Origin of the sequence: Neisseria sp. P0020.S003 (assembly GCF_051957095.1) — a bacterium.
In the GTDB taxonomy this organism is placed as follows: domain Bacteria; phylum Pseudomonadota; class Gammaproteobacteria; order Burkholderiales; family Neisseriaceae; genus Neisseria; species Neisseria subflava.
Map to the genome: position 1 here is coordinate 137,107 of NZ_JBQCWU010000001.1, position 24,615 is coordinate 161,721.

Consider the following 24,615-nt stretch of genomic DNA (forward strand, 5'->3'; position numbering starts at 1 on the left):
ACGAACTTTATTTCTGCGATTTGATTTCCCGTATCATGCTTATTTGGACTTACTGTTTCGAGCGTTATCTAACGGATTATTAAGATTATATCAAGATAGAATGTAAAGTAGTGTTTTGGTTGACAAAAAGGGCCGTCTGAAATATTCAGACGGCCTTTAAATCAACAAACGGTTTAAGGCATCAACATGCCGCCGTTGACATGAAGTGTCTGACCGGTAATGTATTTTGCCTGATCAGAAGCCAAGAACAAGACTGCATCGGCAATATCTTGCGCTTCACCGAATTTGCCCAAAGAAGTTTGCGCTTCAAAGGTTTTGCGGGTTTCTTCCGGCAGGGCGCGGGTCATATCGGTGTCGATAAAGCCGGGGGCAACGCAGTTGACGGTAATGCCGCGGCTGCCGACTTCACGCGCCATAGATTTGGAGAAGCCGATTAAGCCTGCTTTTGCGGCCGCATAGTTGGTTTGACCGGCATTGCCCATCACGCCGACAACAGAAGTGATGTTGATGATGCGGCCGGTACGCTGTTTCATCATGCCGCGCAATACGGCTTTGGAGGCGCGGAAGACGGATTTGAGGTTAACCTGCATGATATCGTCCCATTCTTCCTCTTTCATGCGCATCAGGAGGTTGTCGCGGGTAATGCCGGCGTTGTTGACCAGAATATCCAGTTTGCCGAATTCTTTCTCGATGTCGGCAATCAGGTTTTCGATGGTTTCAGGTTCGGCAGAATTCAATGCACGGCCTTCGCCGCCCCATTGTGCCAAGCGTTCGCCGATTGCAGCCGCACCGCTCTCACTGGTGGCTGTGCCGATAACTTTTGCACCGGCCGCAGCCAAAGTATCGGCAATTGCCGCACCGATACCGCGCGATGCGCCGGTTACCAAAGCGATTTTGCCGCTCAAATCTTGTGTACTCATGCTGTTTCCTTTTTGATACTATTTATAACACATGCTGTATAAATAGTAGTTAAATGTTTGGATGTCAACCACGCTATTAATTTAACGATAGTTTTCCAAATTTGGACGTAAAGTATTATCAAGGAGAATTTTATCAGTATATTTCAAGCATAAAGGGTGAAATATATCTCCTAATATATTTGTCCAAGGGATAGGGTATCCGGGGTTATTACCTAGAACGTTACCAGGATTATTCTCCAGTTGCTCAGCGTAATTATCCATTCTATTTAATAGTTCGTTGTACCATTCTTGAGTAAAAGGGGTTTGTTTGCGAAAAATATAGGCGCAATTTCCAGCTATGATACTAAAATAACATTGCATATCTTCGCCAATCTTACCTTCAACAGGTGCTAAGTCTTCTGCTTTAATCTCAGGATAGCCAATAAAATATGCATTACTACAATCTAAAGTGTCAAAAACAGGACTCCAATTGTATTGAGCAGCTTTAATATCACTATAACCTCCACCGTAATGATGCATAAAATAGCAACGTAGATAATCAGCTTTATGTACTAAGGATAAGTATTTGAATGCGTGGTGCAGTGGATACTCAGGTAAAATATATTCTGATAAATTATTTGGAGTAATCAATACCACTTCTACTCCTGAAACTAGTTTCAGAAGCTCAAAATGCGATTGACGGGATTCTGACATTGGATTGTTACCAGTCCAAAAAGTGTAAATTTTTCTAGAAACGGGATCCTTGTCAATTATGAATGTTGTTTGCTTAATAACTTTACTTAGAAAACTATCTGGATAGTTTTCTGATTTATATATATAAGGATTACTTGAAATGAAACGATAATTTGTTTGAAGCTGACGTTGTATTTTCCAAGTATGAAATATTTTTTTTAATATTCGTCTCATTAGCTACTACTCCAAGTAGGGTTGGATTTTTTGATATCTTCTAGGGTTGAACCATTTGTAAAAATATTTTCTCAAAGGATTGTTATATTTTTTTCGTTTTAATTCATATTGTTTTAGTGTGTATGAAGTTAAAAGTTGTAGAAAAATCCCGTTTTCTTTGTAAAAATCATAGTGTTTGTTATAAATTTTTAGTAGGTTGTCTGAGACTTTTATATCAGAGGCTAAATTACTCACTGATGATTCGTCGAGTCGTTGTCGGTAGTAAAATAAAGGTTGATGAATTTGTTTGACTTTCCCACCATTTTTAATGATGGAAATAAACAGTTCCCAATCTTCAATAAAAGTCATGTTGCTATCAAAGCCACCCACTGCATCGTAATCTTTTTTTCGGATTAAGGCGGTAATATAGATGCAGTTCTGCAGTAAAAAGTCTGGTAAGGCAAATTTAGGTAACTTCCATGGTTCATTTCTCGCGCCAAAAAGAAAGGCATCAGTATATACAATTGCTAATTTCTTATCAGCTTCAGCTGCATCTACACATACTTTCAAATAGTCTATTCCCAAAAGATCATCTGAATCTAGACAAACAAGGTAATCGCCACGGGCATATTGAATAGCATGAATACGAGCTTTGACGCAGTAAGTATTTTCTTGTGAAAGTACTTTTAATCTAGATTCTTTTTTTGCTTCTTCATATAGAATTTCTAAGGTATTGTCGTTTGAACCATCATCAATAGCTATAATTTCAAAGTTTTGATAAGACTGGTGATAAATACTTGATAAAGTTTCCTTAATGTAATTAGCTGAGTTATAGCATGGAATAATAATGGATATAAGAGGTTGATGTTTATGCATTTTCGCCCTGTTTTTAATTTTCAGTTAAATTATAAGTTTAATTTCCATGTTAATAGAAATTTAAAAGACATTTATCCCAAAATATGATAGTAAGTTTTTGATTTTTTATATGGGCCTATCATTATGGTTTGACTTTTATATCTTCTATTGGATTTGGAAGCTTTATTTCTTTATATGGTTGAATTTGTAGTATATAACTAATCCAATTTTTAAAACTGTACTTTTGTCGAATTTTCTCATCAATATCAACGTAGGGTTTTGCTAAAAACTCATCTAGTTGTGCAAAATCATATCCATCCCAAACTAGGAAATTATTAGGGTGATAGAAATCATAGTATTTTACTTGTGTATTTGTGGTAATCAGCTTTTGTTTATTTCCTAGTGCTTCGAAAGTGCGAAAAGATAAGCCATTATGCTTATCAATAACAAAGTCAATTAATACTTTCGCATGTTGGGCACGTTTAATATTTTCCTCAAAGCTGATTGTTTTATCAATAAGTGTAATGCTCTCATCAGGGTATATTTTTCTGCCATCTGCGTATCTTTTCCAAAATATATTTATGTCAGTACTCTTATTCCTTGTTTTTGCATAGCGTCCAAAATTAGCAATTACTTTTGCTCGGGAGTCCATATGAACACCTGTGAAGTAGAAATCTACTGTTCTTTCGGGAAGGTTATCTAGCTCATAGTCAAAATAGAAATTTGTTGCAGGAAAGAGATGGTATTCTGAATAATATAAATCATTTGAATCAAAAACATAACATCTATTAAATTCATTTATTAAAGGATAAATTGAAGGAAATCGATGTAAACCGTCAAATTGATAATTAACTACACCATTTTGACTTATTTTATTAAGGAATTGAATAAAATCATTATTGTATATGTCGCCACTAATTAATAAAGCGTAGTCTAATTCGCCAATATTCTTAATTTTCTCTGTAATAATATTCTGTAATGTTGAACATTTCAAATTTTTTTTAGCAGATATATCTTTGTAAATAAATTTACTCCATTTTACTTTTAGCCAACTGGAAATAGAAGGATAACGGAAGTTTTCAAAGTCTTCTGTAATATTAATAACTTTAAAACCATGGTATTTTAAATTCTTATCAATTAGTTTATACAATCCGGATACAGTAGGCATTCCAAATAATATTGTTTTACTCATAACTATTTCTTATATTGATTAGGACTTGTTAAAGGTATTTTCGTAATCAAGTTGCCAATAAGTTAGGCGACTTAATTCCAGTATTTACAATTTTGATATTTATATTCATTCAGGCAGGAGTCTGGCAAAGTTACTTAGTTTGAAATATGCATTAAAAACGGTTATTAAGATGAATCTTCTTGTAAATGCCTATATTTCTGATTTAGGATTTCTTCCCCATCTTTTTTGTTGTTATTTTACTGGTTTATATTCAAGAATTAAAGACGGCCTTTTTGAGGAAGGCCGTCTAAAAACGTTTTAGTGGGCTTCGATAAATGTAGCCACTTGGTCGGCATTGGTCAATGCGCTGCACGCGGCTTCTTTGTTGATGCGTTTGGCGAGGCCAGCGAGGACTTTACCGGGGCCGCATTCGGCGGATTCGGTGATGCCTTCGGAAACAAGTGCGTTGACGGTTTCTGTCCAGCGCACAGGGCTGTACAGCTGGCGTACTAAGGCATCTTTGATTTTGTCGGCATCATCGTAAGAGGCAACGTCAGCGTTATGAATGACGCGGATTTGCGGTTGTTTGATGGTGATGTCTTTCAGTGCCTCGGCAAGTTTTTCCGCTGCAGGCTTCATGAGGCTGCAATGTGAGGGAACGGAAACAGGCAGCGGCAGGGCGCGTTTGGCTCCGGCTTCTTTGGCGGCGGCCATGGCGCGTTCGACTGCGGCGGTATTGCCGGCAATCACGACTTGGCCTGGGGAGTTGAAGTTGACGGCTTCAACGACTTCGCCTTGTGCAGCTTCGTCACAAATGGCTTTTACTTGTTCATCTTCCAAACCCAAAATAGCGGCCATTGCGCCTACGCCTTGTGGTACGGCAGATTGCATGAGTTCGGCGCGCAGGCGGACCAGTTTGACCGCGTCTGTGAAATCCAATGCGCCGGCAGCGACGAGCGCGGTGTATTCGCCGAGGCTGTGGCCTGCAACGACGGAAGGGATTTTACCGCCGGCTTCCAAGTAGGCGCGGTAGGTAGCAATGCCGGCAGCCAGCATGATGGGCTGGGTGTTGACGGTTTGTCCGATTAATTCGGCATCTTCGCCGTTAATCATTGCCCACAGGTCTTGACCCAATACGGCGGAAGCTTCGTCAAATGTGGCTTTAACGATGGCTTGCTCGGCAAAGCCGTTCATCATGCCTAGGCTTTGTGAGCCTTGTCCGGGGAAGAAGAATGCGAAAGACATGGTAATTCCTTATTGGTTTGAATGTTTGAGGGTGTCTGCTAGCAGAAGGAGGGTGGAGACAGTATTGGTTGCAGCGGTCAGCTGGAAGGTGCGGACAAATCCGGGTTTGCTGGTTTTATGCCTGAATGCGAGGCTGCCGCAATAACCACCCGGCCAGCCGCCAAGCAGGTTGAGCAGGTGTAATTTTGCTTCGGGTATGCGTCTGCCGTGGTTGCGTGCGCGCTGTTTGTCTAGGTAGTAAAGCAGGAAAACGTATGCACTCAGTGCGAGATAGGCGATTGCCAGTTTGGGTAATACCATAAACGTTACGCCTAAAAATAAGATGCTGATGCAGAGTGCAAACGTTAGGGATTTCATGGGTTGTGGCAGAAGAGGCCGTCTGAAAGGGATGTTCAGACGGCCCAATCGTTAGTATTTCACCAGAACTGCGCCCCAGGCAAAACCGCCGCCGATGCCTTCGAGCAAGAGGTTTTGTCCGCGTTTGATTTGGCCGTTTTTAATACCGACATCCAGTGCCAGTGGAATGGAGGCGGCGGACGTGTTGCCGTGGTCTTGGACGGTCAAGATGACTTTGTCCATGCTCAAGCCTAAGTGTTTGGCGGTAGAGTCGATAATGCGCTTATTGGCTTGGTGCGGCACAATCCAATCGATTTGATCGGCAGTGTAACCGGCTTCTTCGATAACGTCATCTGCGATTTTAGACAGCATTTTGACGGCAAATTTGAATACGCCGGGGCCGTCCATGCTGATGTAGGGTGAACCGCAAACCTGGCCGTTGGCGATTTGTCCGGGGACGTTCAAAAGGTTGAGGTAGTTGCCATCGGCTTTGAGTTTGCTGTGGATGATGCCCGGTTCGTCAGATGCGCTTAAGACAACCGCGCCCGCACCGTCACCAAAGAGGACACAGGTGGTGCGGTCGTTCCAATCGACGATGCGGCTGAAGGTTTCCGCACCGATAACCAAAGCGTTTTTCGCCATGTCGCTTTTGATGTAGGCATTGGCAGTGGTCAGGGCATACATAAAACCGGCGCACACGGCTTGTACGTCAAAGGCAGGACAGCCGTTGGCAATGCCCAATTTTTGCTGCACGATGGTTGCCGTAGAAGGGAACTGCATATCGGGAGTGGCTGTGGCGACGATAATCAGATCGATATCGTCAGCCTGCAAATTGGCATCTGCTAAGGCGCGGCGCGCTGACTCGGCGGCCAAGTCGCTGGTTTTTTCGTTGTCGTCTGCAATATGGCGAAATTTGATACCTGTACGCGTGGTAATCCACTCGTCGGAAGTGTCCACTTTTTTGGCAAGGTCGTCATTGCTGACGCGGTTGGCAGGAAGGTAGCTGCCTGTACCGGAAATTTTGGCATATTGCATGAGAACGGCCTTTTTAGAGAGTTGATTCAGATAGTCGGGTATTGTAAGCGAAAATGGGAAAATTCCCAATATTAAGAATGAAGTCGGTGATTAAAGATAAAAACAGGCCGTCTGAACATTTTGAAGTTTCAGACGGCCTGTGTATATCAGCCTTAAGCTTCCGTTGCTGGAGTGGCAGCTTCTAGTTCTGCTTTGGCGGCTTCCAAAGCAGTCAACTGGGTGGCTACGCCTTGTTCGATTTGAGCGAGGCCGGCGGATTTGGCTTCGTGATAGGCTTCTTCCAAAGCATAACGGAAGCCGACTTCGTCGGTTCCGCCGTGGCTCTTAATTACAATACCGCGTAAGCCAAGCAGGATAGCGCCGTTAAATTTGCGCGGATCCAATTTGCTTTTCAAACCTTTGAGCGCGGGCAGGGCAGCAATGGCGGCAAGTTTGTTGAACAGAGTGCTTTGGAATTCACGGCGGATGGCACCGCTCATGAATTTAACCGCGCCTTCGATGGTTTTGAGCATAACGTTGCCGACAAACCCATCTGCGACAACGACATCGGCTTCGCCATACAAAACGCTGTTGCTTTCGATATTGCCGATAAAGTTGAGTTTGCTGCTGCTCAACAGTTTAAAGGTTTGTTTGACGGCATCCGTACCCTTGATGTCTTCTGTACCGACGTTCAAAAGGGCGACACGCGGGCTGCCTTTTTCTGGGTGTAACGCGTGTACCAGCTCGCTGCCGATGATGGCAAATTGAACCAGTTGCTCGGGCGTGCAATCGACATTTGCACCTAAATCCAAAGCCAGGGTAACGTGTTCGCTGTCGGAAGGCAGGAATTTGGCGATGGCAGGGCGCTCAATGCCGGGAATGGTTTTGAGGATGAATCGGGCGGTCGCCATCAGTGCGCCGGTATTGCCTGCCGATACGGCGGCTTGCGCGTTGCCTTCTTTGACTTGGTTGATGGCGATGCGCATGGAAGATTCTTTTTTATTTTTCAGCGCGGATTGTGGCGCTTCATCCATTTCGACAACTTGCGTTGCATGGCAGACGGTAATGCGGTCCATAGGCGCGCCTGCCGAGCTTAATGCTTGGCGGACTGCTACTTCATCTCCGACCATAATCAGATGTACGTCGGATTGCTGTTTCAGGAAATCCACTGCACCGGGGACGGTAATCGCAAGGCCTGCATCTCCGCCCATGGCATCTACGGCCAGTGTAATCATGTTGTTCTCCGGTTTGTGTGTTTCAGACGGCCTCAAACAATCGGACAAGCACTCTCATCTGATTTTCAGGAGATTGAATTGAAAATCAGATGAAAAGGCTTGTTGCGACGGTCGTGCCAGATTTATTGGTTTTGCGCGGCCAATTTGTTGTGTTCGTCAATGTCCAGCGCGTCCCAAGGATAGTTGATCCACCAGTCTTCAACGGTAATGCCGCTGAAATAAGGGATACCTTCAGGAATTTTACCGGCTTTGGCTTTGATTTTTTCATGCAATACTGCCACGCCGACAGTGCCGAAATCTTCTTTCAACAATTCGTTCAGGCAGAATTCCATGGTAACGCGGCTGTCGTCCACTTCGTCAACAACCAGTACGTTTTTGCCTTTCAGGGCATCTGGAACGGGATCAAGCCATTGGACTTTTTTCACTTCCTCGGTAACTTGACCTTCGTTATCACTGTCGTAGTAGGCTGTGGTGACGGCGTAAATCGGAATTTCCAAGAAGCAGCGCAACATGCGGGCAGGGATAAAACCGCCGCCGCCAATGGCAATCATGGCATCGTATTTGGTGCCGGAGTTTTGGATTTTTTCCGCCAATCCTTTGATCACGCGGTGGATGTCGTCGTAGGTGTACCAGATTTTACGTTTCATGGTGTGCTTCCGAAGAGGAAAATACAGGGTGCAATGCAAAAAAGCCAGTCATTGCATGGCAATATTCTGGCTTTTTCAGTCAGACGAACGGATTATTCGCCTTTAGCTTTTACCACTTTACGGCCACGGTACATACCGTTTGGAGAAATGTGGTGTGGACGATGCACTTCGCCGGTTGCGCTGTCAACAGACAGAGAAGGCGCAGTCAGAGCGTCGTGTGAACGGTGCATACCGCGTTTAGAAGGGGATTTTTTGTTTTGTTGAACGGCCATTTCAAGCTCCTAGATAAATAAACTGTGTCCTAATTAACTGCTTTTCAAACCTGCTAAAACAGCAAAGGGGTTTGGTTTGTCCCGATTGACTTCGTCCAGTGTTCCATTGTTGCCGCAGTCTTCGTGTCGAGGGGAGAAAGGGAGCGACATCAGGATTTGGTCTTCAACCAGAGTCCGCACGTCAAGCTCTTTTTCGAGCAGCATGCCTTCCAATTCTTCATCGGCAAGCATGGCTTCGTCCAAACTCTCTTCATCGGCAAACAGGACGATACGGCTGGTTTCATCGAGTAGAAACGGCATGGGCGTAATGCAACGCTGGCAAATCAGGGGCATGTCGGCTTTGACGTTTAAATCGAGAAACAGACGTTGCAGCCGGTCGCGACCGCCTTGCAGCGTAAACGACACGCGTGTCTGTTTGTCGGCCGGATAATCGTGCGAACTGACTCGTTCATCCAATTCTTCGAGCAGGAAGCTGCCTTGCAGATTCTGCCCTTCGGCGGCGAAAACTTCTGGGTCAATCAAATTAGGGTATGACATAAACGGAGTATGATATAATTTCGGCAGTCTAACGTCAATGTTTTTAAGTAAAAATATGGAAGTAAAACTGCCTTTGGTTTTAGGGTCGAGTTCGGTTTTCCGCTGCGGACAGCTTCGCCGTTTGGGTATCGATTTTCAGACGGCATTGCCTGATTTTGACGAAACGCCTATTGCGGGCGAGCATGCGGGCGAAACGGCGCTGCGTTTGGCTGAAGGCAAAGCTCGTTCATTGGCGGCAGCTTTCCCTGCCGCGCTGATTATCGGTGCAGACCAAGTCGCATGGTGCGAAGGACGGCAGTTGGGCAAGCCGATGAACGTCGCAAATGCACAACAGATGCTGGCGGACTTAAGCGGAAAACGGATTGAATTTTACAGTGCAATCGTGCTTTTGAATACTGCTACGGGCAAGGTTCAGCATCATGTCGATCATACGGTGGTTGCCATGCGACAGTTGACGCAGGAACAAATCAGCCGATATTTGGAACGCGAGCCGGATGCGGTTTATTGTGCCGGGGCGGCGAAGAGCGAGGGTTTGGGCGCCGCTTTGTTGGAGCGGATTGAAAGTACGGATCCGAATGCTTTGATCGGCCTTCCGATTTTCCGTCTGATTGATTTTTTGAAAAACGAAGGTGTGGAAGTTTTATAGTTTGAGGCCGTCTGAATGTGTTCAGACGGCCTGAGATTTTTTGGAGTTGAAGAATGAAACCGATTTTGTATTTGATTCCTACCCCTTTGGGTGCGCCTGATACGCCATGCCTGTTGCCGCATGAACAACAGGCGATTGTCGGGCTGACGGATTTTGTTGTAGAAGCGGAAAAAACAGCGCGCGCGCATTTGAAGCATTTAGGCGTAACTACGCCTATCCGCGAGCTGAATTTGCAAACGCTGAATGAACACACGGATTTGAAGACTTTGCCGGAATTGCTGAAACCTTTGCAAGAAGGGCGCAGTATGGGCATTGTCAGCGAGGCGGGTTGTCCGGCTGTTGCCGATCCGGGCGCGAATTTAGTGGCGTTGGCGCATAAACACGGTTTTGAAGTACGGCCTTTGATCGGCCCGTCCAGCTTGTTGCTGGCGCTGATGGCTTCGGGTGCAAATGGTCAGAACTTTGCGTTTAAGGGTTATCTGCCGTCTGAAAAAAATGAGCGGATTCAGAGTTTGAAGGCTTTGGAGCAACGTTCGCGCCAGCAGAATGAAACGCAGCTGTTTATCGAAACGCCGTATCGCAACGATGCGTTGTTGGCTGATGCGGTGGAAAACCTGCATCCTGAAACGCGCTTATGTGTGGCTACGGACTTGACCTTGCCGACACAGGAAATCATCAGCCAGACGATTGCGCAGTGGCGAAAAAGAAAAGAAATGCCGAATTTGAAAAAACGCCCGACGATTTTTGTGTTGCATGCCGCTTAAAACTGGATTGGGTTCAATTTCAAACTGTATTTGAGGAAATAAAAAAAGGCCGTCTGAACAACAGACGGCCTTTGTATTGCCTAAACCTTTATCAAGAAACGACTTCGCCTTGTGCACGTTGTTTTTCGATGCTGCGGTTGATATGCCATTGTTGGGCAATGGTCAAGAGGTTGTTGACTACCCAGTACAGAACCAAGCCGGCAGGGAAGAAGAAGAACATGATGGAGAATACCAAAGGCATGATTTTCATCATTTTCGCCTGCATTGGGTCGGTTGACGGCGGATTCAGATAAGTTTGTGCAAACATGGTTGCCGCCATAATCAGGGGTAGGATGTAGTAGGGATCGGGACGGCTAAGGTCGGTAATCCAGCCCAGCCAAGGCGCTTGGCGCAATTCTACGGAGGCGAACAATGCCCAGTACAAGCCGATGAAGACGGGGATTTGCAACAGCATGGGCAGACAACCGCCCAGCGGATTAATTTTCTCGTCTTTGTAAAGCTGCATCATGGCTTGTTGTTGCGCCATGCGGTCATCACCGTATTTCTCTTTAATGGCTTGCAATTTAGGTGCGGCAGCACGCATTTTTGCCATAGAGCGGTAAGAGGCGTTGGTCAATGGATACAGTACGGCTTTGACGATGATGGTCAAAACGATGATTGCCCAGCCCCAGTTGCCGATGATGTTGTGCAGTTGGTTCAAGAGCCAGAAGAGCGGGGAGGCGAACCAGTGTACTTTGCCATAGTCTTTGGCCAGTTGCAGTTTGTCGGCGATGTTGGCGATAACGGAAGTGGTTTGCGGACCGGCATACAGGTTGATGGCGGTTTCGGCTTTTGCGCCGGCTTGGATCGCGGCTAAAGGCACGCTGACGCTTGCACTGTACAGGTTGTCATTGCGGCGTTTGATGTCGATACGGCAATTGCCAGCGGCGCAAACGCTTTGTCCGCCTTTAGGCTGGAGAATCCAAGTGGACATGAAGTGGTGTTCAATCATGCCGAGCCAGCCTGTCGGGGTTTTGCGGATGTATTCGGCTTCGGATTTGCCGGATTTGGCATCGTCGTCCAAATCAGAGAAGCTGACTTTTTGGAAGCCGCCTTCAGGGGTGTAAACCACCGGGCCGACGTAAGAGCGGGTGAAGTAGCCTTGGCCTTCAGGTTCGCTGTGGTCGCGGACGATGCGGTAGTCTGCGCTCAGGTTGACGGGTTGGCCGTTGCTGTTGGTAATGTCAAAGCGGACGTTGACCAAGTAGCTGCCTTTAGTAAAAGTATAAACTTTGTCGATTTTCAGGCCGTTGGTTTCAGGTGCGCTCAGGCGGACTTCAACTTTGTCGCCTTCCAAACTGTATTGTTTTTGCGGAGCGGTAAAGCTGATGCCTTTCAGAACGTTGTTGCCTTGTGCGTCTAAAAGCTCGGATTGGGCGACGTAGGTGTATTCCTTGCCGTCGTTAAACAGGACGAAAGGTTTGTGTTCGTCGCCGGTTGCTTTGTATTGCAAGAGGGTCAGCTGACGCAGGTCGCCGCTTTTCTCATCGATGACGGCTTTAACCGTGTCTGTGGTAACGGTAATAAGAGAGGCCGGGGCAAGCGCGGCTTCGGCAGCGGCTTTTGCCGGAGCGGCGGCCGTTTGCTGTTGCGCGGCTTGTTGCGCCGGATTAGGTTTGGGGCTGGGGAAAAAATGTTCCCAGCCGGCAAAGATTGCCACTGAAATGGCAAAAAACGCCATTAGTCTTTTAAAATCCATAAGAGATTCCTGGAATTGACGGATAGGTAATCGAGATGAAAACTGCTTCAGACGGCATTATATAGAAACCGACGGGAAATTAAAGGAAATCGTGTTCTTTAAATGGTTGACAGCAGCATTATGGAACAGGGTCATGTCCGTGTCCGCCGAAAGGATGGCATCGTGCGATGCGTTTGATTGCCAGCCATCCACCTTTGAATGCACCGTATTTTTTGACGGCTTCGACTGCGTATTGTGAACAGGTCGGGGTATAGCGGCAGCGCGGCGGAATGAGGGGACTGATGCAGTATTGGTAAAAGCGGATGAGTGCAAGGAAGAGCTTGGAAAGCAGGGTATTCATCGGCGTTTTTTCATCAGCTGGGCAAGTTGGTCTCGGGCTTCTGGGGCAGTTTCCCGATTAAACGCCTGACGCACACGCACAACAAAATCATGCGGCGGCAGCTGGTGTTGATTCAGTCTGAACCAGTCGCGGATGACGCGCTTCATATAATTGCGGTTATGGGCGCGTTTGGCAGTCTTTTTGCTGACGACCAAACCAAGGCGCGGATGGCCGAGCGCGTTGTCTGCGGACTGGGAGACTTGCAGCAAATCGCGGCTGCGTCGGTTTTTCAACGCAAAAACGGATGAAAAATCATCCGTTTTTAATAAGCGATACTGCTTCGAGAAGCCGTAATTCAAAATTATACAGCCAGGCGTTTGCGGCCTTTGGCGCGACGGGCAGCCAATACTGCGCGACCACCGCGGGTTTTGGAGCGAACCAAGAAGCCGTGGGTGCGTTTGCGTTTGGTAACGGAAGGTTGATAAGTGCGTTTCATGATGTTTCCTAAAAATTGGTAGATAATTAAACCATGAATTACACTCCAATTTGCCGCTTTTGTCAATCAATATAAAAACTTTTCGTTGGCTAAAGTGTGACAACGGGTTTTATGCATTGATAGAATTTGTGGATAAAATTTTGCGGCGGTTGTGGATAAAAAAGAGCGGAATGGGTATAATTGACCAACCTTGCTTTTCTCTGTGTGCAAGGCCGTCTGAAAGCGGGAGTATCGTAAAAATTTGATTTTTATCGGATTGCCTGTCTGCTCTGCCTTCTTGTATTTCCCAAATCTTCCATTTCCGAGCTTAATCTCATGACGTTAGCTGAATTTTGGCCGCTGTGCCTTCGCCGCCTTCACGAAATGTTGCCTGCCGGGCAGTTTGCGCAATGGATTGCGCCTTTGACCGTGGGCGAAGAAAACGGCGTATGGGTGGTGTATGGTAAAAACCAATTTGCCTGCAATATGCTCAAAAGCCAGTTTGCCGCCAAAATTGACGCCGTGCGTGCCGAGTTGGTGCCTCAGCAGGCTGCTTTCGCGTTTAAGCCGGGCGTAGGTGAGCATTATGAAATGGCGGCTCAGACTGTTGCGCCAGTGCAAGTGCAAGAGGTCATTGAAGTCGAAGAGTGTGTAGAGCCTGTTCAAATGCCTTTGCAAACTGCTGCTGCAATGGAAGAAGATAGGCCGTCTGAAACGGTTTCCAAACCTGCCGCTGCCATGACGGCTGCCGAGATTTTGGCGCAACGCATGAAAAACCTGCCGCATGAGCCTCAAGTGCAAACTGTCGCTCCGGCTGAGTCTAAAGCAGTTGCCAAAGCCAAAACCGACGCGCAACACGATGCGGAAGAAGCACGCTACGAACAGACCAATCTGTCGCGTGACTATACATTTGAAACTTTGGTGGAAGGTAAGGGCAACCGCCTTGCCGCCGCTGCCGCCCAAGCGATTGCTGAAAATCCGGGGCAGGGCTACAACCCGTTTTTCTTATATGGCAGTACCGGTTTGGGTAAAACCCACTTGGTGCAAGCCATCGGCAATGAATTGCTGAAAAACCGTCCTGATGCCAAAGTGCGTTATATGCACTCGGATGACTATATCCGCAGCTTTATGAAGGCTGTACGCAACAACACTTATGATGTGTTCAAGCAACAATACAAACAATATGACCTGCTGATTATCGACGATATTCAGTTCATTAAAGGCAAAGACCGTACGATGGAAGAGTTCTTCTATCTGTACAACCATTTCCACAACGAGAAAAAACAGCTGATCCTGACGTGCGACGTATTGCCTGCCAAGATCGAGGGTATGGACGACCGTCTCAAGTCCCGTTTTTCATGGGGTTTGACTTTGGAACTCGAACCGCCCGAATTGGAAATGCGCGTGGCGATTTTGCAGAAAAAGGCAGAAGCAGCCGGTATCAGTATCGAAGACGAAGCTGCTCTGTTTATCGCCAATCTGATCCGCTCCAATGTGCGTGAGCTGGAAGGCGCGTTCAACCGCGTCAGTGCCAGCAGCCGTTTTATGAACCGTCCTGTCATCGACATGGATTTGGCGCGTACGGCTTTGCAGGATATTATTGCCGAGAAACACAAAGTCATTACCGCCGACATCATCATCGATGCGACAGCCAAATACTACCGTATTAAAATCAGCGATATATTGGGCAAGAAACGCACGCGCAACATCGCCCGTCCGCGCCAAGTTGCCATGAGTCTGACCAAAGAGCTGACCACGCTCAGCCTGCCTTCTATCGGTGATGCCTTTGGCGGTCGCGATCACACGACCGTGATGCACGGTGTCAAAGCGGTGGCAAAACTGCGCGAAGAAGATCCCGAATTGGCACAAGACTACGAAAAACTGCTGATTTTGATTCAGAACTGACCCAATGCAATATTCAGACGGCCTGATGTCAATGTGAGGCCGTCTGAATACAAAAAATATTCTAAAATACCCCAATCAACCGATTTCAAATTCAAAGGAATGGAACATGCTGATTTTACAAGCCGATCGCGACAGTCTGCTCAAGCCGTTGCAAGCCGTTACCGGTATTGTCGAACGTCGCCATACTCTGCCGATTTTGTCTAATGTGTTGCTGGAAAGCAAAGACGGACAAACCAAACTTTTGGCAACCGACTTGGAAATCCAAATCAATACCGCCGGCCCTGAAAGTCAGGCAGGCGATTTCCGCATTACGACCAACGCTAAAAAATTCCAAGATATCTTGCGCGCCCTGCCTGACAGTGCGCTGGTGTCACTGGATTGGGCGGACAACCGTTTGACTCTGCGCGCGGGAAAATCCCGTTTTGCCCTGCAAACCTTGCCGGCTGAAGACTTTCCGTTGATGAGCGTCGGCAGCGACGTCAGTGCGACTTTCTCACTGACTCAAGAAACCTTCAAAACCATGCTTTCGCAAGTGCAATACAGCATGGCAGTTCAAGATATCCGCTATTACCTCAACGGCTTGCTGATGCAGGTCGAAGGAAACCAGCTGCGCCTTGTGGCAACCGACGGCCACCGCCTTGCTTATGCGGCCAGCCAAATTGAAGCAGAACTGCCGAAAACGGAAGTGATCCTGCCGCGCAAAACAGTATTGGAACTCTTCAAGCTGTTGAGCAATCCGTCCGAATCCATCACCGTTGAGCTTTTGGACAATCAAGTACGTTTCCAATGCAATGGCACAACCATTGTCAGCAAAGTCATCGACGGCAAGTTCCCTGACTTTAACCGCGTGATTCCTTTGGATAACGACAAGATTTTCCTCGTATCCCGTACCCAGCTTTTGGGTGCACTCGAGCGTGCCGCCATTCTTGCCAATGAAAAATTCCGCGGCGCGCGACTGTTCCTGCAGCCTGGTTTGCTGAGTGTCGTATGTAGCAACAACGAGCAGGAAGAAGCGCGCGAAGAGCTGGAAATCGCTTACCAAGGCGGAGAACTCGAAGTCGGTTTCAACATCGGCTACCTGATGGATGTGTTGCGTAACATACACTCCGACGATATGCAGCTTGCTTTCGGCGATGCCAACCGTTCAACGCTGTTTACCATGCCGAATAATCCGAACTTCAAATACATCGTAATGCCGATGCGTATTTAATTGGTGTGTGAACAAACAAAAAGAGCGTGTACGGTACACGCTCTTTTTTATAGGCTTGAATCAAAAGGCCGTCTGAAAATTGTTTTCCAGACGGCCTTTCTATCAAACCGAGATGATTCGGTTAAATAGGAAAACTGGGATTAACGTGGACGTGGTTCGCAGTTTTTCACCAGGAATGAGCCGTTAGGGGCGTTCACGCCAACTACTTCAGAAGTAGTGTGGGTGTTTTTGTCGATGAAACCGGCAGACATTACATAGCCTTTACGGTTGGTGAAAGTAGTGCCAGTGCTGTCAGAACGTTTTTTGTCGACAACCAAAGAGGCTTTTTTGCCACCGGCGTTTACGTCAGCAGTAACTGCACGGCCGCTACGGTCAAAGCCGTACATCACGTTCAGTGATTTGCCACCGTCACAACTGTAAGAAACGAAGCCGGCAGGTGCAGCGGCAGCGGAGAAGGAAACAGTAGCCAATGCGGCTGCAGTGATAACAGAAAGTAATTTCATGATCTAAGCTCCATATGAGTGTTGTGTGTTATCTTGCAAAGTGAGAAAGGGTTTCCGTTTGCAGATGAAGCGTATTTTAGGCGTTTTGTCGGTAGTGGCAATTGGGTAAATTGCAAAACAGTGTTTACTTATGGTTACCGGATTGTTTATTAATAGAAAGTTGTTTGTAATTTGGTGTTGCAAAGTGGTTATGCGGGTTGTTGCGGAATATATACATTAATGATTCTTTAAGAAATATAGCGAAAGAATACAAAAAAGGCCGTCTGAATATTCAGACGGCCTTTGATATGAAGCGGTTTAGAAGAAGAAAATTGCAGCCACAGTCACGGCGATGATGCCGTAGATGCTCATCGGGATCACAGTTTTCTTGATGATGGCGCCTTCGGCGTTGTTTACGTTCAACACGCTGCACACGGCGATGATGTTGTTGATGCAGACCATGTTGCCCATTGCGCCGCCGACAGATTGCAGGGCGAGGATGAGGGTAACGGACAGGCCGGTATCAAGCGCGATTTGTTGTTGAATCGGACCAAAGGTCAGGTTGGATACAGTGTTGGAGCCGGAGAAGAATGCACCGATTGCACCCAGGTATGGGGAGAAGTACACCCAGTGTTCGCCAGCCGCATTGGCAAATTCTTTACCGATGATTTTCACCATGGAGTCGTCGCCGCCAACCATCATCAGTTGAACCATAATCAACGCACCCATCAGGGCAAGCAGAGGTTTTTTGGTTTGGTTGAAGGTTGCAGCATAGAAAGACCACGCATCTTTGAATTTGGTTTTGTACAGCAGGATGCAAATCCAAACGGTGAAGACAAATGGAATCCAAGCCGGAACGTAGAGGGTTTGGTAGGAAGCGTTCACGCCTTGGCCGAAGATGTTGCCGAAGGTAATGGTCAGGGAGTCGCTGACGGTGATTTTGGATAAATCAAACGGCAGTTGGAAGCTGAACCATTCTTCTTTGCTGGTCAGCAGGCCTTTGATGCCCAGCTGTTTGATACGGGTGATCACCAGCATGCCGATCAGCATACCCAAAGGAGCCAGTGCTTTGGCAACTTGTGCGAAAGGTACTTTTTCTGCATTCGGGTCTTTGGCGTAATCTTTGCTCAAGCCCCAGCCGCGGTTTGCTGCGAATACGGACACCATCAGGCCGATTGCGCCGGCAACCAGAGATGGGAATTCTTCATTAACCATCGCCAAGGCAACGTAAGGAAGGGTACAGGAGAATACGGCGATACCGATGAAGCCCAAGTTTTTGCGGATTTCAGCCCAAGGTACGATGAAGCTCAAGCCGATCACAGGGATGATGAAACCAGCAAAGAAGTGCATTACGCCGGTTCTCATACCAATTTCCATAATGCTCTTTTGATCCAAGCCCAAAGGCGCGAAGCCGAACCAAGTCGGGGTACCTACTGCACCGAAGGACACGGGTACGGAGTTCATGACCAAAGTGAAGATGGCTACTTTTAATGGGTTGAAGCCCAAGCTCATCAGGATTGGCGCGGCAATGGCGGCAGGTGTGCCGAAACCGGATGCGCCTTCAATCATAAAGGCGAAAGACCAGCCGATAATCATCAACTGGGCAATCGGATTCGGGCTGATGGTAGCCAGCCATTTGCGGATGACGTCGATACAGCCGGTGGTTTCCATCATGCGGTTAAACATAATGGCACCGAAAATCACGGTAATCGGGGTCAGGGTAGAGACGAGGCCGGACGCGGCTGTTGCGTTGAGCAACATGGCGTCGTTGCCGAAATAAAACAGTTTGATGGCATAAATCAGCGCGGCGGTAATCGGCAGCGCGACGTAGGACGGCATACTGTTTTTCTTAACCATCAGCCAGATCAGCAGCACAATGGGAAAAATACTGAGAAAGAGAGCCATGGGATTATCCTTGGGGCAACGGGCACCATAACCGTCAATCAATGGCGGTTTGATGCGATGTGTTGAGTAATAGATGTTTTTCGAATAAGGATTGCCACTTTTTTAGATGCAACCAGTTATCAGGTAAATTGGTTTTACCAATTTATGAAAACTGTTGCACACTTTACGTAATCTTATGTAATCGGTCAAGAGGTTTGTAACAAAAAAGGCCGTCTGAAATTGGGTTTTCAGACGGCCTGAGAGCATTGCCAGTAGTGCATTTGGTCGAATATCGAATGGTATTTACATTCAATATTTTGTAAAGGATTTGTTTTTAATTGATTTCAAACGAATTATTCTATTCCTGCCCATTTATGCGTCTGTACGCTCAGTTGCCAATGGACGGGGGAGTCGGATCGGCTGTTTAATACGCCGATTTGGCGGATGGTGTCGTAGATATTCATCACACCGTCTTGTTCGCAAGGCGAGAGGTAGTAATGTTGGGCGCGGATTTTGCGTTCCATCTCTTGGCAAAACGCAATGACATCGCCGTCTGCAACAATACGCACTTCGTCGGCTTTCTCGATGCAATTAGATTCATATTTGGCGGCATAGCAGGCTTTAGGGCTGGTGGCAACGTAGTCGATTTGCGGCGGCGCGGGGTTGAGGCCGTTGGTTTCGATACACAGAAAATAGCCTTCGGCTTTGAGTGCATTGAGCAGGGTATCCAAATGCGGTTGGATGGTGGGTTCACCGCCGGTAATGATGATGTTGCGCGCCGTGTAGGTTTTCAGACGGTCGAAAATATTGGACAGGCTCATCATGCCGAATTTAAGGTAGTCGGTATCGCACCAGCTGCACGCGAGATTGCATTTGCCCAAACGGATGAAAACGGCGGACATACCTGTATTCCAGCCTTCGCCTTGCAGGCTTTCAAAGATTTCGACAATGCGGTATTGGGGATTGTTTGGTGTGATTTGAATGGTCATGAATGTCGGGTGTGCGGGATTTAATTGTTGTGGTAAAGCGTTTTGAGAAATCGGTTGAGGCAGCCATTCTTTCTGTTAGGTTGAGGGGAAAGAATGGCTGGTGTGTTTAAGCGGTAATGACGGCTGCGGCGGCCAAAAATGCCGGCAAGCCTTGTTTGAGCAAAATGCCTTTGTTGCCGGATGAAAACGCGCCCCATGCGGCGGCGATGAGGACGAAGCCGAGGAACAGAATCGTCGCGCCGTAAACGGCGTTGTCGGGTGCGGCAAAGCGCGCCCATACTAAGCCGATGGCGAGGAAGCCGTTGTACAGGCCTTGGTTGGAAAACAGGGTTTGCACGTGTTTTTGTTCCATAAATTCGTAAGGCATGTTGAACAGTTCCGACGCTTTTTCGCTTGGGATTTGCGTCATTTCGAGCCAGGCGATGTAGAAGTGTTCGACAGCGACGAAAAGGACGAGGAGGGTGGAGAGGAGTTTCATAAAGATTCCTTTTGATGTTTAGCGTATGAGGTATTGATGGGAACAGGCCGTCTGGAAAATAGAGGACAGCAGTTTATTCCCCTTCATATTCCGCACACGAAGTCGGCGTTTCCCATAATTTCACGCTGCACACTTTGACACCGGCGTTTTTCAGACGGCCATACATTTCTACGCTCATGTTTTCGGCTGTGGTACGGCAGGGCAGGCGCAGGGTTTTCATGTTCCAGCCTTCCAAAAGCGCGGCGATTTGGCTTTCGCGTTCGTTGTTGCCGTGATAGATGAAGGCATGGTCGAACGGGTCGGTAATGTGTTGTTTGACGATGGCTTTCAGGTCGGTAAAGTCCATCACCATGCCGTCTTTTGCGCCGCCTTGGATAACGGGCGCGGAGACGGTGATTTCAAGTTTGTAGGTGTGGCCGTGCAGGTTTTGGCATTTGCCGTCATGCCCGTCGAGCATATGCGAGGAATCGAAGGTAAAGATTTTGGTGATTTTCATGAGATGAAGGAAGCCGATGAGGCCGTCTGAACAGTGTAAAACCTGTTTCAGACGGCCTTGGGATTATTGTTCGGAAGGGAGTTTGAGGAAATGCTCGCGATAATGGCGCATTTCTTCGATGCTTTCGAGGATGTCGTCCAATGCCTTGTGCGAACCGCGTTTGACCACGCTTTTGGCGACTGCCGGATTCCAGCGTTTGGCCAATTCTTTCAGCGTGGACACGTCTAAGTTGCGGTAGTGGAAATAGGCTTCCAAACGCGGCATATATTTGACCATGAAACGGCGGTCTTGATGGATGGAGTTGCCGCACATGGGCGTGGATTTCTCAGGTATCCATGCGGACATGAAATCCAACAGGTTTTGCTCGACTTCGGCTTCGGTCAGTTTGGATTCGCGTACGCGTTGGGTCAGGCCGGTGCGGCCGTGGGTGGCGGTGTTCCACTCGTCCATGCCGTCGAGCAATTCGTCGCTTTGATGGATGACGTAAACGTCCGATTGCGCCAGTACGTTCAAATCGGAATCGGTAATGATCATGGCGACTTCGATGATGCGGTCGTGTTCCGGGTTGAGGCCGGTCATTTCCATATCGAGCCAGCAGAGATTGTTTGCGTTTTGGGTCATTTCAGACGACCTTGTGTTTTCAGTTGGCAGTATTATAAAGGATAAAGGTTCGGGCCGTCTGAAAGCATTTGTAACAAGTTGTGCAATCTCTTGATATAATCGTCCGTTACACAAAAAATCACCGCCAAAAATCATGAACCCAAGCCCTTTGCTCGATATTATCGATACGCCTCAGGATTTGCGCCGTCTGGAGAAAAAACAGCTGCCGCAAGTCGCCGCCGAATTGCGCGAATTTCTGTTGGATTCCGTCGGTAAGACGGGCGGCCATTTCGCCAGTAACTTGGGCGCGGTCGAGCTGACGGTGGCGCTGCATTATGTGTACGACACGCCCGAAGACCATCTGGTCTGGGATGTCGGCCATCAAAGCTATCCGCACAAAATCCTCACCGGCCGCAAAAATCAAATGCACACCATGCGCCAATACGGCGGTTTGGCGGGTTTCCCGAAACGCAGTGAGTCGGAATACGACGCCTTCGGCGTGGGGCATTCTTCCACATCCATCGGCGCGGCATTGGGCATGGCCGTTGCGGACAAACAGTTGGGCAACAACCGCCGCAGCGTCGCCATCATCGGCGACGGAGCCATGACGGCAGGTCAGGCGTTTGAAGCCTTGAACTGCGCAGGCGATATGGATGTCGATTTGCTGGTCATCCTCAACGACAACGAAATGTCGATTTCCCCCAATGTCGGCGCGCTGCCGAAATACCTTGCCAGCAACGTCGTGCGCGATATGCACGGCCTGTTGAGCACCATCAAAGCCCAATCGAGCAAAGTATTGGATAAATTGCCCGGTGCGATGGAGCTTGCCCAAAAAGTCGAAAATAAAATCAAAACCTTGGCAGGCGAAGCGGAACACGCCAAACAATCGCTGTCTTTGTTTGAAAACTTCGGTTTCCGTTATACCGGCCCGGTGGACGGCCACAACGTTGAAAATCTGGTGGACGTATTAAAAGACTTGCGCGGCCGCACAGGCCCTCAGTTGTTGCACGTCATCACCAAAAAAGGCAACGGCTACAAATTCGCTGAAAACGACCCTGTCAAATATCACGCTGTCGCCAAGCTGCCGAGCGAAGTACCTGCTCAGGAAGTCAAGCCTGCCGCGGCCAAACCGACTTATACGCAAGTGTTCGGCCAATGGCTGTGCGACCAAGCGGCGGCGGACGAGCGTTTGATTGCCATCACGCCTGCCATGCGCGAGGGCAGCGGCTTGGTTGAGTTTGAACAGCAATTCCCCGACCGCTATTTCGACGTCGGCATCGCCGAGCAACACGCCGTTACTTTTGCCGGCGGTTTGGCATGCGAAGGCATCAAGCCTGTCGTGGCGATTTACTCCACTTTCCTGCAACGCGCTTACGACCAGTTGGTACACGACGTTGCCTTGCAAAACCTGCCTGTTTTGTTTGCTATCGACCGTGCAGGTATTGTCGGTGCAGACGGCCCGACCCATGCCGGTTTGTACGATTTGAGCTTTTTGCGTTGCGTGCCGAACATGATTATTGCTGCACCAAGCGACGAAAACGAATGTCGCCTGCTGCTCTCAACCTGCTATCAGACAAACTCTCCATCTGCCGTCCGTTATCCGCGCGGTACAGGCACGGGTGCAACCGTTTCAGACGGCCTGGAAACCGTTGAAATCGGCAAAGGCATCATCCGTCGCGAAGGCGAGAAAATTGCCGTTATTGCCTTTGGCAGCATGGTTACCCCATCATTGACCGCCGCCGACAAGCTGAACGCCACTGTTGCCGATATGCGCTTTGTCAAACCGATAGATGAAGAGCTGATCGTCCGTCTTGCCCGAAGCCACGATTACATCGTTACCGCCGAAGAAAACGCCGAACAAGGCGGCGCAGGCAGCGCAGTGTTGGAAGTGTTGGCGAAACACGGCATCTGCAAACCGGTATTGCTGCTGGGTATAGAAGACAAAGTTACCGAACACGGCGATCCGAAAAAACTATTAGCCGATTTGGGGCTGAATGCCGAAGCCGTTGAAAAACGCATTGGCGGTTGGATAGAGACTGTTTAAGCTTTACAAACAACAGGCCGTCTGAAATCTTCAGACGGCCTTTTCAGACTATAAGGGAAAACCCCATGATCAGTATTTTCGATATTTTTAAAATCGGCATCGGCCCGTCCAGCTCGCATACCGTCGGCCCGATGAAGGCTGCGGCCGCTTTTGCCGATTTGCTGCATGCCGAAAACTTGGATACGCAAGTGGCGCGCATTGTCATTGAAGTGTACGGCTCGCTTGCCTTGACCGGCATCGGACACGGCACATTCGACGCATTATTGCTTGGTTTGGAAGGCAGCCTGCCGCACGATATTCCGCTTGCAGACATCCCCCAACGCTTGGAACGCATCCGCACGCAGCACGTTTTAAAACTCAACGGCCGTGAAATGGCATTCAATCCTGAAAAAGATTTGGATATCCGCGGCGACAAAGTGTTGCCCAAACATCCGAACGGTTTGAACTTTATCGCCTATAATTCAGACGGCCAGAAGCTGAAAGAGCAGATCTATTATTCGGTCGGCGGCGGTTTTATCGTAACAGACGAAGGGTTTGCACAAGAAGCGCAGGAAAATTCAGACGTGCCATATCCTTACAAAAACTGCGACGAGCTGCTGGCACAATGCCGTCTGAACCAGTTGAATATTTCCGAAGTCGTGTTGGCCAATGAAGCGGCGTTGGCAGGTTGCGATGAAGCGGAAGTACGCCGCCGTGTGGCTGCCGTGGCCGATGTGATGGAAAACTGCATCAAGCGCGGCTTGGGTGCGGAAGGGCAGCTGCCGGGCGGCTTGAACGTCCGCCGCCGCGCGCCGCAGTTGGCGGCCAAACTCAAAGTCCTGCGTGAGAGCGAAATCGTCAATACCCAACTTTGGCCGATGGTGTACGCCATGGCGGTCAATGAAGAAAACGCCGCCGGCGGCCGTGTTGTAACTGCACCCACCAACGGCGCGGCAGGCATCATTCCTGCCGTCTTGCACTATTTCCGCAAATTTAATCCGCACGCCAACCAATCGCGTGTCGAAGATTTCCTGCTGACTGCCGGTGCCATCGGTATTTTGTATAAAACCAACGCGTCGATTTCCGGCGCGGATGTAGGCTGCCAAGGTGAAGTCGGCGTGGCGTGTTCCATGGCGGCTGGCGCATACGCCGAAGTTATCGGCGGTACACCGAAACAAGTGGAAAATGCCGCCGAAATGGCCATGGAACACCACTTAGGCCTGACCTGTGACCCGGTCGGCGGCTTGGTGCAAATCCCCTGTATCGAGCGCAACGGCATCGCCGCCGAAAAAGCCCTCAAGCTCGCTACCCTTGCGCTTTTGGAAGACGGCACAGACAAAAAAGTCTCACTTGATGAAGTGATTCAAACCATGTTGCAAACCGGCCGCGATATGAAGGCAACCTACAAAGAAACCTCACTCGCAGGCCTGGCCATTACCTTGCAGAAAAAAGCCGTCCCAGTATCCGTGCGCGTGGTGGAATGTTAGCA

Annotated in this window: 27 protein-coding genes; 6 read left to right on the forward strand and 21 right to left on the reverse strand. The window is 48.3% G+C overall.

Annotation, left to right across the window (positions count from 1 at the left end; translation table 11 throughout):
* Positions 1–173 precede the first annotated feature (173 nt).
* The 11 genes from fabG to ACTHTQ_RS00745 form a co-directional block, all read right to left on the reverse strand.
* Positions 174–920 (reverse strand): 3-oxoacyl-ACP reductase FabG, encoded by a 747-nt coding sequence (gene fabG, locus ACTHTQ_RS00695; RefSeq protein ID WP_004520427.1) that lies wholly within the window; start codon positions 918–920, stop codon positions 174–176.
* Positions 921–1,001: 81 nt separating this feature from the next.
* Positions 1,002–1,826 (reverse strand): capsular polysaccharide synthesis protein, encoded by an 825-nt coding sequence (locus ACTHTQ_RS00700; protein ID WP_440362769.1) that lies wholly within the window; start codon positions 1,824–1,826, stop codon positions 1,002–1,004.
* A gap of 6 nt (positions 1,827–1,832) precedes the next feature.
* The gene (locus ACTHTQ_RS00705; RefSeq protein WP_003684594.1) at positions 1,833–2,681 is read right to left on the reverse strand and encodes a glycosyltransferase family 2 protein; all 849 of its coding nucleotides are present in this window, start codon (positions 2,679–2,681) and stop codon (positions 1,833–1,835) included.
* A gap of 121 nt (positions 2,682–2,802) precedes the next feature.
* Complete coding sequence (locus tag ACTHTQ_RS00710) at positions 2,803–3,852, reverse strand: hypothetical protein (RefSeq protein WP_049328892.1); 1,050 nt, start codon at positions 3,850–3,852, stop codon at positions 2,803–2,805.
* A gap of 297 nt (positions 3,853–4,149) precedes the next feature.
* Entirely contained in the window at positions 4,150–5,076 is a 927-nt protein-coding gene (fabD, locus tag ACTHTQ_RS00715) for an ACP S-malonyltransferase (protein ID WP_440362770.1), read from the reverse strand.
* A gap of 9 nt (positions 5,077–5,085) precedes the next feature.
* Positions 5,086–5,433 (reverse strand): DUF1294 domain-containing protein, encoded by a 348-nt coding sequence (locus ACTHTQ_RS00720; protein ID WP_440362771.1) that lies wholly within the window; start codon positions 5,431–5,433, stop codon positions 5,086–5,088.
* 51 nt (positions 5,434–5,484) lie between these two features.
* Complete coding sequence (locus tag ACTHTQ_RS00725) at positions 5,485–6,447, reverse strand: beta-ketoacyl-ACP synthase III (RefSeq protein ID WP_440362772.1); 963 nt, start codon at positions 6,445–6,447, stop codon at positions 5,485–5,487.
* A 152-nt stretch (positions 6,448–6,599) separates the two neighbouring features.
* Positions 6,600–7,661 (reverse strand): phosphate acyltransferase PlsX, encoded by a 1,062-nt coding sequence (gene plsX, locus ACTHTQ_RS00730; RefSeq protein ID WP_440362773.1) that lies wholly within the window; start codon positions 7,659–7,661, stop codon positions 6,600–6,602.
* Positions 7,662–7,783: 122 nt separating this feature from the next.
* Entirely contained in the window at positions 7,784–8,308 is a 525-nt protein-coding gene (locus ACTHTQ_RS00735) for a phosphoribosyltransferase (protein WP_107737733.1), read from the reverse strand.
* 92 nt (positions 8,309–8,400) lie between these two features.
* Positions 8,401–8,580, reverse strand: coding sequence for a 50S ribosomal protein L32 (gene rpmF / locus ACTHTQ_RS00740; RefSeq protein ID WP_002240035.1), 180 nt, complete (start codon positions 8,578–8,580; stop codon positions 8,401–8,403).
* A 33-nt stretch (positions 8,581–8,613) separates the two neighbouring features.
* The gene (locus ACTHTQ_RS00745; RefSeq protein WP_004520416.1) at positions 8,614–9,117 is read right to left on the reverse strand and encodes a YceD family protein; all 504 of its coding nucleotides are present in this window, start codon (positions 9,115–9,117) and stop codon (positions 8,614–8,616) included.
* A gap of 55 nt (positions 9,118–9,172) precedes the next feature.
* On the opposite strand from ACTHTQ_RS00745, the gene ACTHTQ_RS00750 reads away from it, so the two are divergent.
* Together ACTHTQ_RS00750 and ACTHTQ_RS00755 are read left to right on the forward strand one after the other, a co-directional pair.
* Positions 9,173–9,763 carry a Maf family protein gene (locus tag ACTHTQ_RS00750; protein WP_308888300.1) on the forward strand — a complete coding sequence of 197 codons (591 nt, stop codon included), beginning with the start codon at positions 9,173–9,175 and terminating at the stop codon, positions 9,761–9,763.
* A 53-nt stretch (positions 9,764–9,816) separates the two neighbouring features.
* Positions 9,817–10,527, forward strand: a complete 711-nt coding sequence (locus ACTHTQ_RS00755) for an SAM-dependent methyltransferase (RefSeq protein ID WP_440362774.1) — start codon at positions 9,817–9,819, stop codon at positions 10,525–10,527.
* A gap of 91 nt (positions 10,528–10,618) precedes the next feature.
* Here ACTHTQ_RS00755 and yidC read toward each other — a convergent pair whose 3' ends face one another.
* From yidC to rpmH, 4 genes are all read right to left on the reverse strand, one after another.
* Positions 10,619–12,265 carry a membrane protein insertase YidC gene (gene yidC, locus ACTHTQ_RS00760; RefSeq protein WP_440362775.1) on the reverse strand — a complete coding sequence of 549 codons (1,647 nt, stop codon included), beginning with the start codon at positions 12,263–12,265 and terminating at the stop codon, positions 10,619–10,621.
* 118 nt (positions 12,266–12,383) lie between these two features.
* Positions 12,384–12,605: a membrane protein insertion efficiency factor YidD gene (gene yidD / locus ACTHTQ_RS00765; RefSeq protein ID WP_003684591.1), complete on the reverse strand. Its 222-nt coding sequence runs from the start codon at positions 12,603–12,605 to the stop codon at positions 12,384–12,386.
* On the reverse strand, positions 12,602–12,943 hold the full coding sequence (rnpA, locus tag ACTHTQ_RS00770; RefSeq protein WP_440362776.1) for a ribonuclease P protein component: 342 nt from the start codon (positions 12,941–12,943) through the stop codon (positions 12,602–12,604). Before rnpA ends, yidD begins: the two co-directional genes overlap by 4 nt.
* 2 nt (positions 12,944–12,945) lie before the next feature.
* Positions 12,946–13,080, reverse strand: a complete 135-nt coding sequence (gene rpmH / locus ACTHTQ_RS00775; protein WP_002214728.1) for a 50S ribosomal protein L34 — start codon at positions 13,078–13,080, stop codon at positions 12,946–12,948.
* A gap of 315 nt (positions 13,081–13,395) precedes the next feature.
* On the opposite strand from rpmH, the gene dnaA reads away from it, so the two are divergent.
* On the forward strand, positions 13,396–14,964 hold the full coding sequence (gene dnaA / locus ACTHTQ_RS00780; protein WP_313971126.1) for a chromosomal replication initiator protein DnaA: 1,569 nt from the start codon (positions 13,396–13,398) through the stop codon (positions 14,962–14,964).
* 106 nt (positions 14,965–15,070) lie between these two features.
* Positions 15,071–16,174, forward strand: a complete 1,104-nt coding sequence (dnaN, locus tag ACTHTQ_RS00785; RefSeq protein WP_440362777.1) for a DNA polymerase III subunit beta — start codon at positions 15,071–15,073, stop codon at positions 16,172–16,174.
* Between the two features lie 140 nt (positions 16,175–16,314).
* Here the strand turns inward: dnaN and ACTHTQ_RS00790 are convergent, their stop codons facing one another.
* From ACTHTQ_RS00790 to orn, 6 genes are all read right to left on the reverse strand, one after another.
* The gene (locus tag ACTHTQ_RS00790; RefSeq protein ID WP_440362778.1) at positions 16,315–16,677 is read right to left on the reverse strand and encodes an ACP-like domain-containing protein; all 363 of its coding nucleotides are present in this window, start codon (positions 16,675–16,677) and stop codon (positions 16,315–16,317) included.
* Positions 16,678–16,974: 297 nt separating this feature from the next.
* Positions 16,975–18,561: an L-lactate permease gene (locus ACTHTQ_RS00795; protein WP_003684590.1), complete on the reverse strand. Its 1,587-nt coding sequence runs from the start codon at positions 18,559–18,561 to the stop codon at positions 16,975–16,977.
* Positions 18,562–18,893: 332 nt separating this feature from the next.
* On the reverse strand, positions 18,894–19,529 hold the full coding sequence (locus ACTHTQ_RS00800) for a 7-carboxy-7-deazaguanine synthase QueE (protein WP_440362779.1): 636 nt from the start codon (positions 19,527–19,529) through the stop codon (positions 18,894–18,896).
* Positions 19,530–19,635: 106 nt separating this feature from the next.
* The gene (locus tag ACTHTQ_RS00805) at positions 19,636–20,007 is read right to left on the reverse strand and encodes a DUF1304 domain-containing protein (RefSeq protein WP_440362780.1); all 372 of its coding nucleotides are present in this window, start codon (positions 20,005–20,007) and stop codon (positions 19,636–19,638) included.
* A 73-nt stretch (positions 20,008–20,080) separates the two neighbouring features.
* Positions 20,081–20,503, reverse strand: a complete 423-nt coding sequence (queD, locus tag ACTHTQ_RS00810) for a 6-carboxytetrahydropterin synthase QueD (RefSeq protein ID WP_003748900.1) — start codon at positions 20,501–20,503, stop codon at positions 20,081–20,083.
* 63 nt (positions 20,504–20,566) lie between these two features.
* Positions 20,567–21,124: an oligoribonuclease gene (orn, locus tag ACTHTQ_RS00815; protein WP_039862353.1), complete on the reverse strand. Its 558-nt coding sequence runs from the start codon at positions 21,122–21,124 to the stop codon at positions 20,567–20,569.
* Positions 21,125–21,257: 133 nt separating this feature from the next.
* On the opposite strand from orn, the gene dxs reads away from it, so the two are divergent.
* The gene (dxs, locus tag ACTHTQ_RS00820; RefSeq protein WP_440362781.1) at positions 21,258–23,147 is read left to right on the forward strand and encodes a 1-deoxy-D-xylulose-5-phosphate synthase; all 1,890 of its coding nucleotides are present in this window, start codon (positions 21,258–21,260) and stop codon (positions 23,145–23,147) included.
* A gap of 65 nt (positions 23,148–23,212) precedes the next feature.
* Positions 23,213–24,613: an L-serine ammonia-lyase gene (locus ACTHTQ_RS00825; RefSeq protein WP_049328547.1), complete on the forward strand. Its 1,401-nt coding sequence runs from the start codon at positions 23,213–23,215 to the stop codon at positions 24,611–24,613.
* Positions 24,614–24,615 lie beyond the last annotated feature (2 nt).

Coding starts and splice junctions, on each gene's coding strand:
- ACTHTQ_RS00790 (WP_440362778.1), bottom strand. CDS start 16,677: ATGAAATTACTTTCTGTTATCACTGCAGCCGCATTGGCTACTGTTTCC.
- ACTHTQ_RS00750 (WP_308888300.1), top strand. CDS start 9,173: ATGGAAGTAAAACTGCCTTTGGTTTTAGGGTCGAGTTCGGTTTTCCGC.
- dnaA (WP_313971126.1), top strand. CDS start 13,396: ATGACGTTAGCTGAATTTTGGCCGCTGTGCCTTCGCCGCCTTCACGAA.
- dxs (WP_440362781.1), top strand. CDS start 21,258: ATGAACCCAAGCCCTTTGCTCGATATTATCGATACGCCTCAGGATTTG.
- orn (WP_039862353.1), bottom strand. CDS start 21,124: ATGACCCAAAACGCAAACAATCTCTGCTGGCTCGATATGGAAATGACC.
- ACTHTQ_RS00700 (WP_440362769.1), bottom strand. CDS start 1,826: ATGAGACGAATATTAAAAAAAATATTTCATACTTGGAAAATACAACGT.
- ACTHTQ_RS00725 (WP_440362772.1), bottom strand. CDS start 6,447: ATGCAATATGCCAAAATTTCCGGTACAGGCAGCTACCTTCCTGCCAAC.
- ACTHTQ_RS00800 (WP_440362779.1), bottom strand. CDS start 19,529: ATGACCATTCAAATCACACCAAACAATCCCCAATACCGCATTGTCGAA.
- ACTHTQ_RS00825 (WP_049328547.1), top strand. CDS start 23,213: ATGATCAGTATTTTCGATATTTTTAAAATCGGCATCGGCCCGTCCAGC.
- yidC (WP_440362775.1), bottom strand. CDS start 12,265: ATGGATTTTAAAAGACTAATGGCGTTTTTTGCCATTTCAGTGGCAATC.
- fabG (WP_004520427.1), bottom strand. CDS start 920: ATGAGTACACAAGATTTGAGCGGCAAAATCGCTTTGGTAACCGGCGCA.
- rpmF (WP_002240035.1), bottom strand. CDS start 8,580: ATGGCCGTTCAACAAAACAAAAAATCCCCTTCTAAACGCGGTATGCAC.
- ACTHTQ_RS00710 (WP_049328892.1), bottom strand. CDS start 3,852: ATGAGTAAAACAATATTATTTGGAATGCCTACTGTATCCGGATTGTAT.
- yidD (WP_003684591.1), bottom strand. CDS start 12,605: ATGAATACCCTGCTTTCCAAGCTCTTCCTTGCACTCATCCGCTTTTAC.
- ACTHTQ_RS00705 (WP_003684594.1), bottom strand. CDS start 2,681: ATGCATAAACATCAACCTCTTATATCCATTATTATTCCATGCTATAAC.
- ACTHTQ_RS00720 (WP_440362771.1), bottom strand. CDS start 5,433: ATGAAATCCCTAACGTTTGCACTCTGCATCAGCATCTTATTTTTAGGC.
- dnaN (WP_440362777.1), top strand. CDS start 15,071: ATGCTGATTTTACAAGCCGATCGCGACAGTCTGCTCAAGCCGTTGCAA.
- ACTHTQ_RS00795 (WP_003684590.1), bottom strand. CDS start 18,561: ATGGCTCTCTTTCTCAGTATTTTTCCCATTGTGCTGCTGATCTGGCTG.
- rpmH (WP_002214728.1), bottom strand. CDS start 13,080: ATGAAACGCACTTATCAACCTTCCGTTACCAAACGCAAACGCACCCAC.
- ACTHTQ_RS00755 (WP_440362774.1), top strand. CDS start 9,817: ATGAAACCGATTTTGTATTTGATTCCTACCCCTTTGGGTGCGCCTGAT.
- plsX (WP_440362773.1), bottom strand. CDS start 7,661: ATGATTACACTGGCCGTAGATGCCATGGGCGGAGATGCAGGCCTTGCG.
- ACTHTQ_RS00745 (WP_004520416.1), bottom strand. CDS start 9,117: ATGTCATACCCTAATTTGATTGACCCAGAAGTTTTCGCCGCCGAAGGG.
- fabD (WP_440362770.1), bottom strand. CDS start 5,076: ATGTCTTTCGCATTCTTCTTCCCCGGACAAGGCTCACAAAGCCTAGGC.
- ACTHTQ_RS00805 (WP_440362780.1), bottom strand. CDS start 20,007: ATGAAACTCCTCTCCACCCTCCTCGTCCTTTTCGTCGCTGTCGAACAC.
- ACTHTQ_RS00735 (WP_107737733.1), bottom strand. CDS start 8,308: ATGAAACGTAAAATCTGGTACACCTACGACGACATCCACCGCGTGATC.
- queD (WP_003748900.1), bottom strand. CDS start 20,503: ATGAAAATCACCAAAATCTTTACCTTCGATTCCTCGCATATGCTCGAC.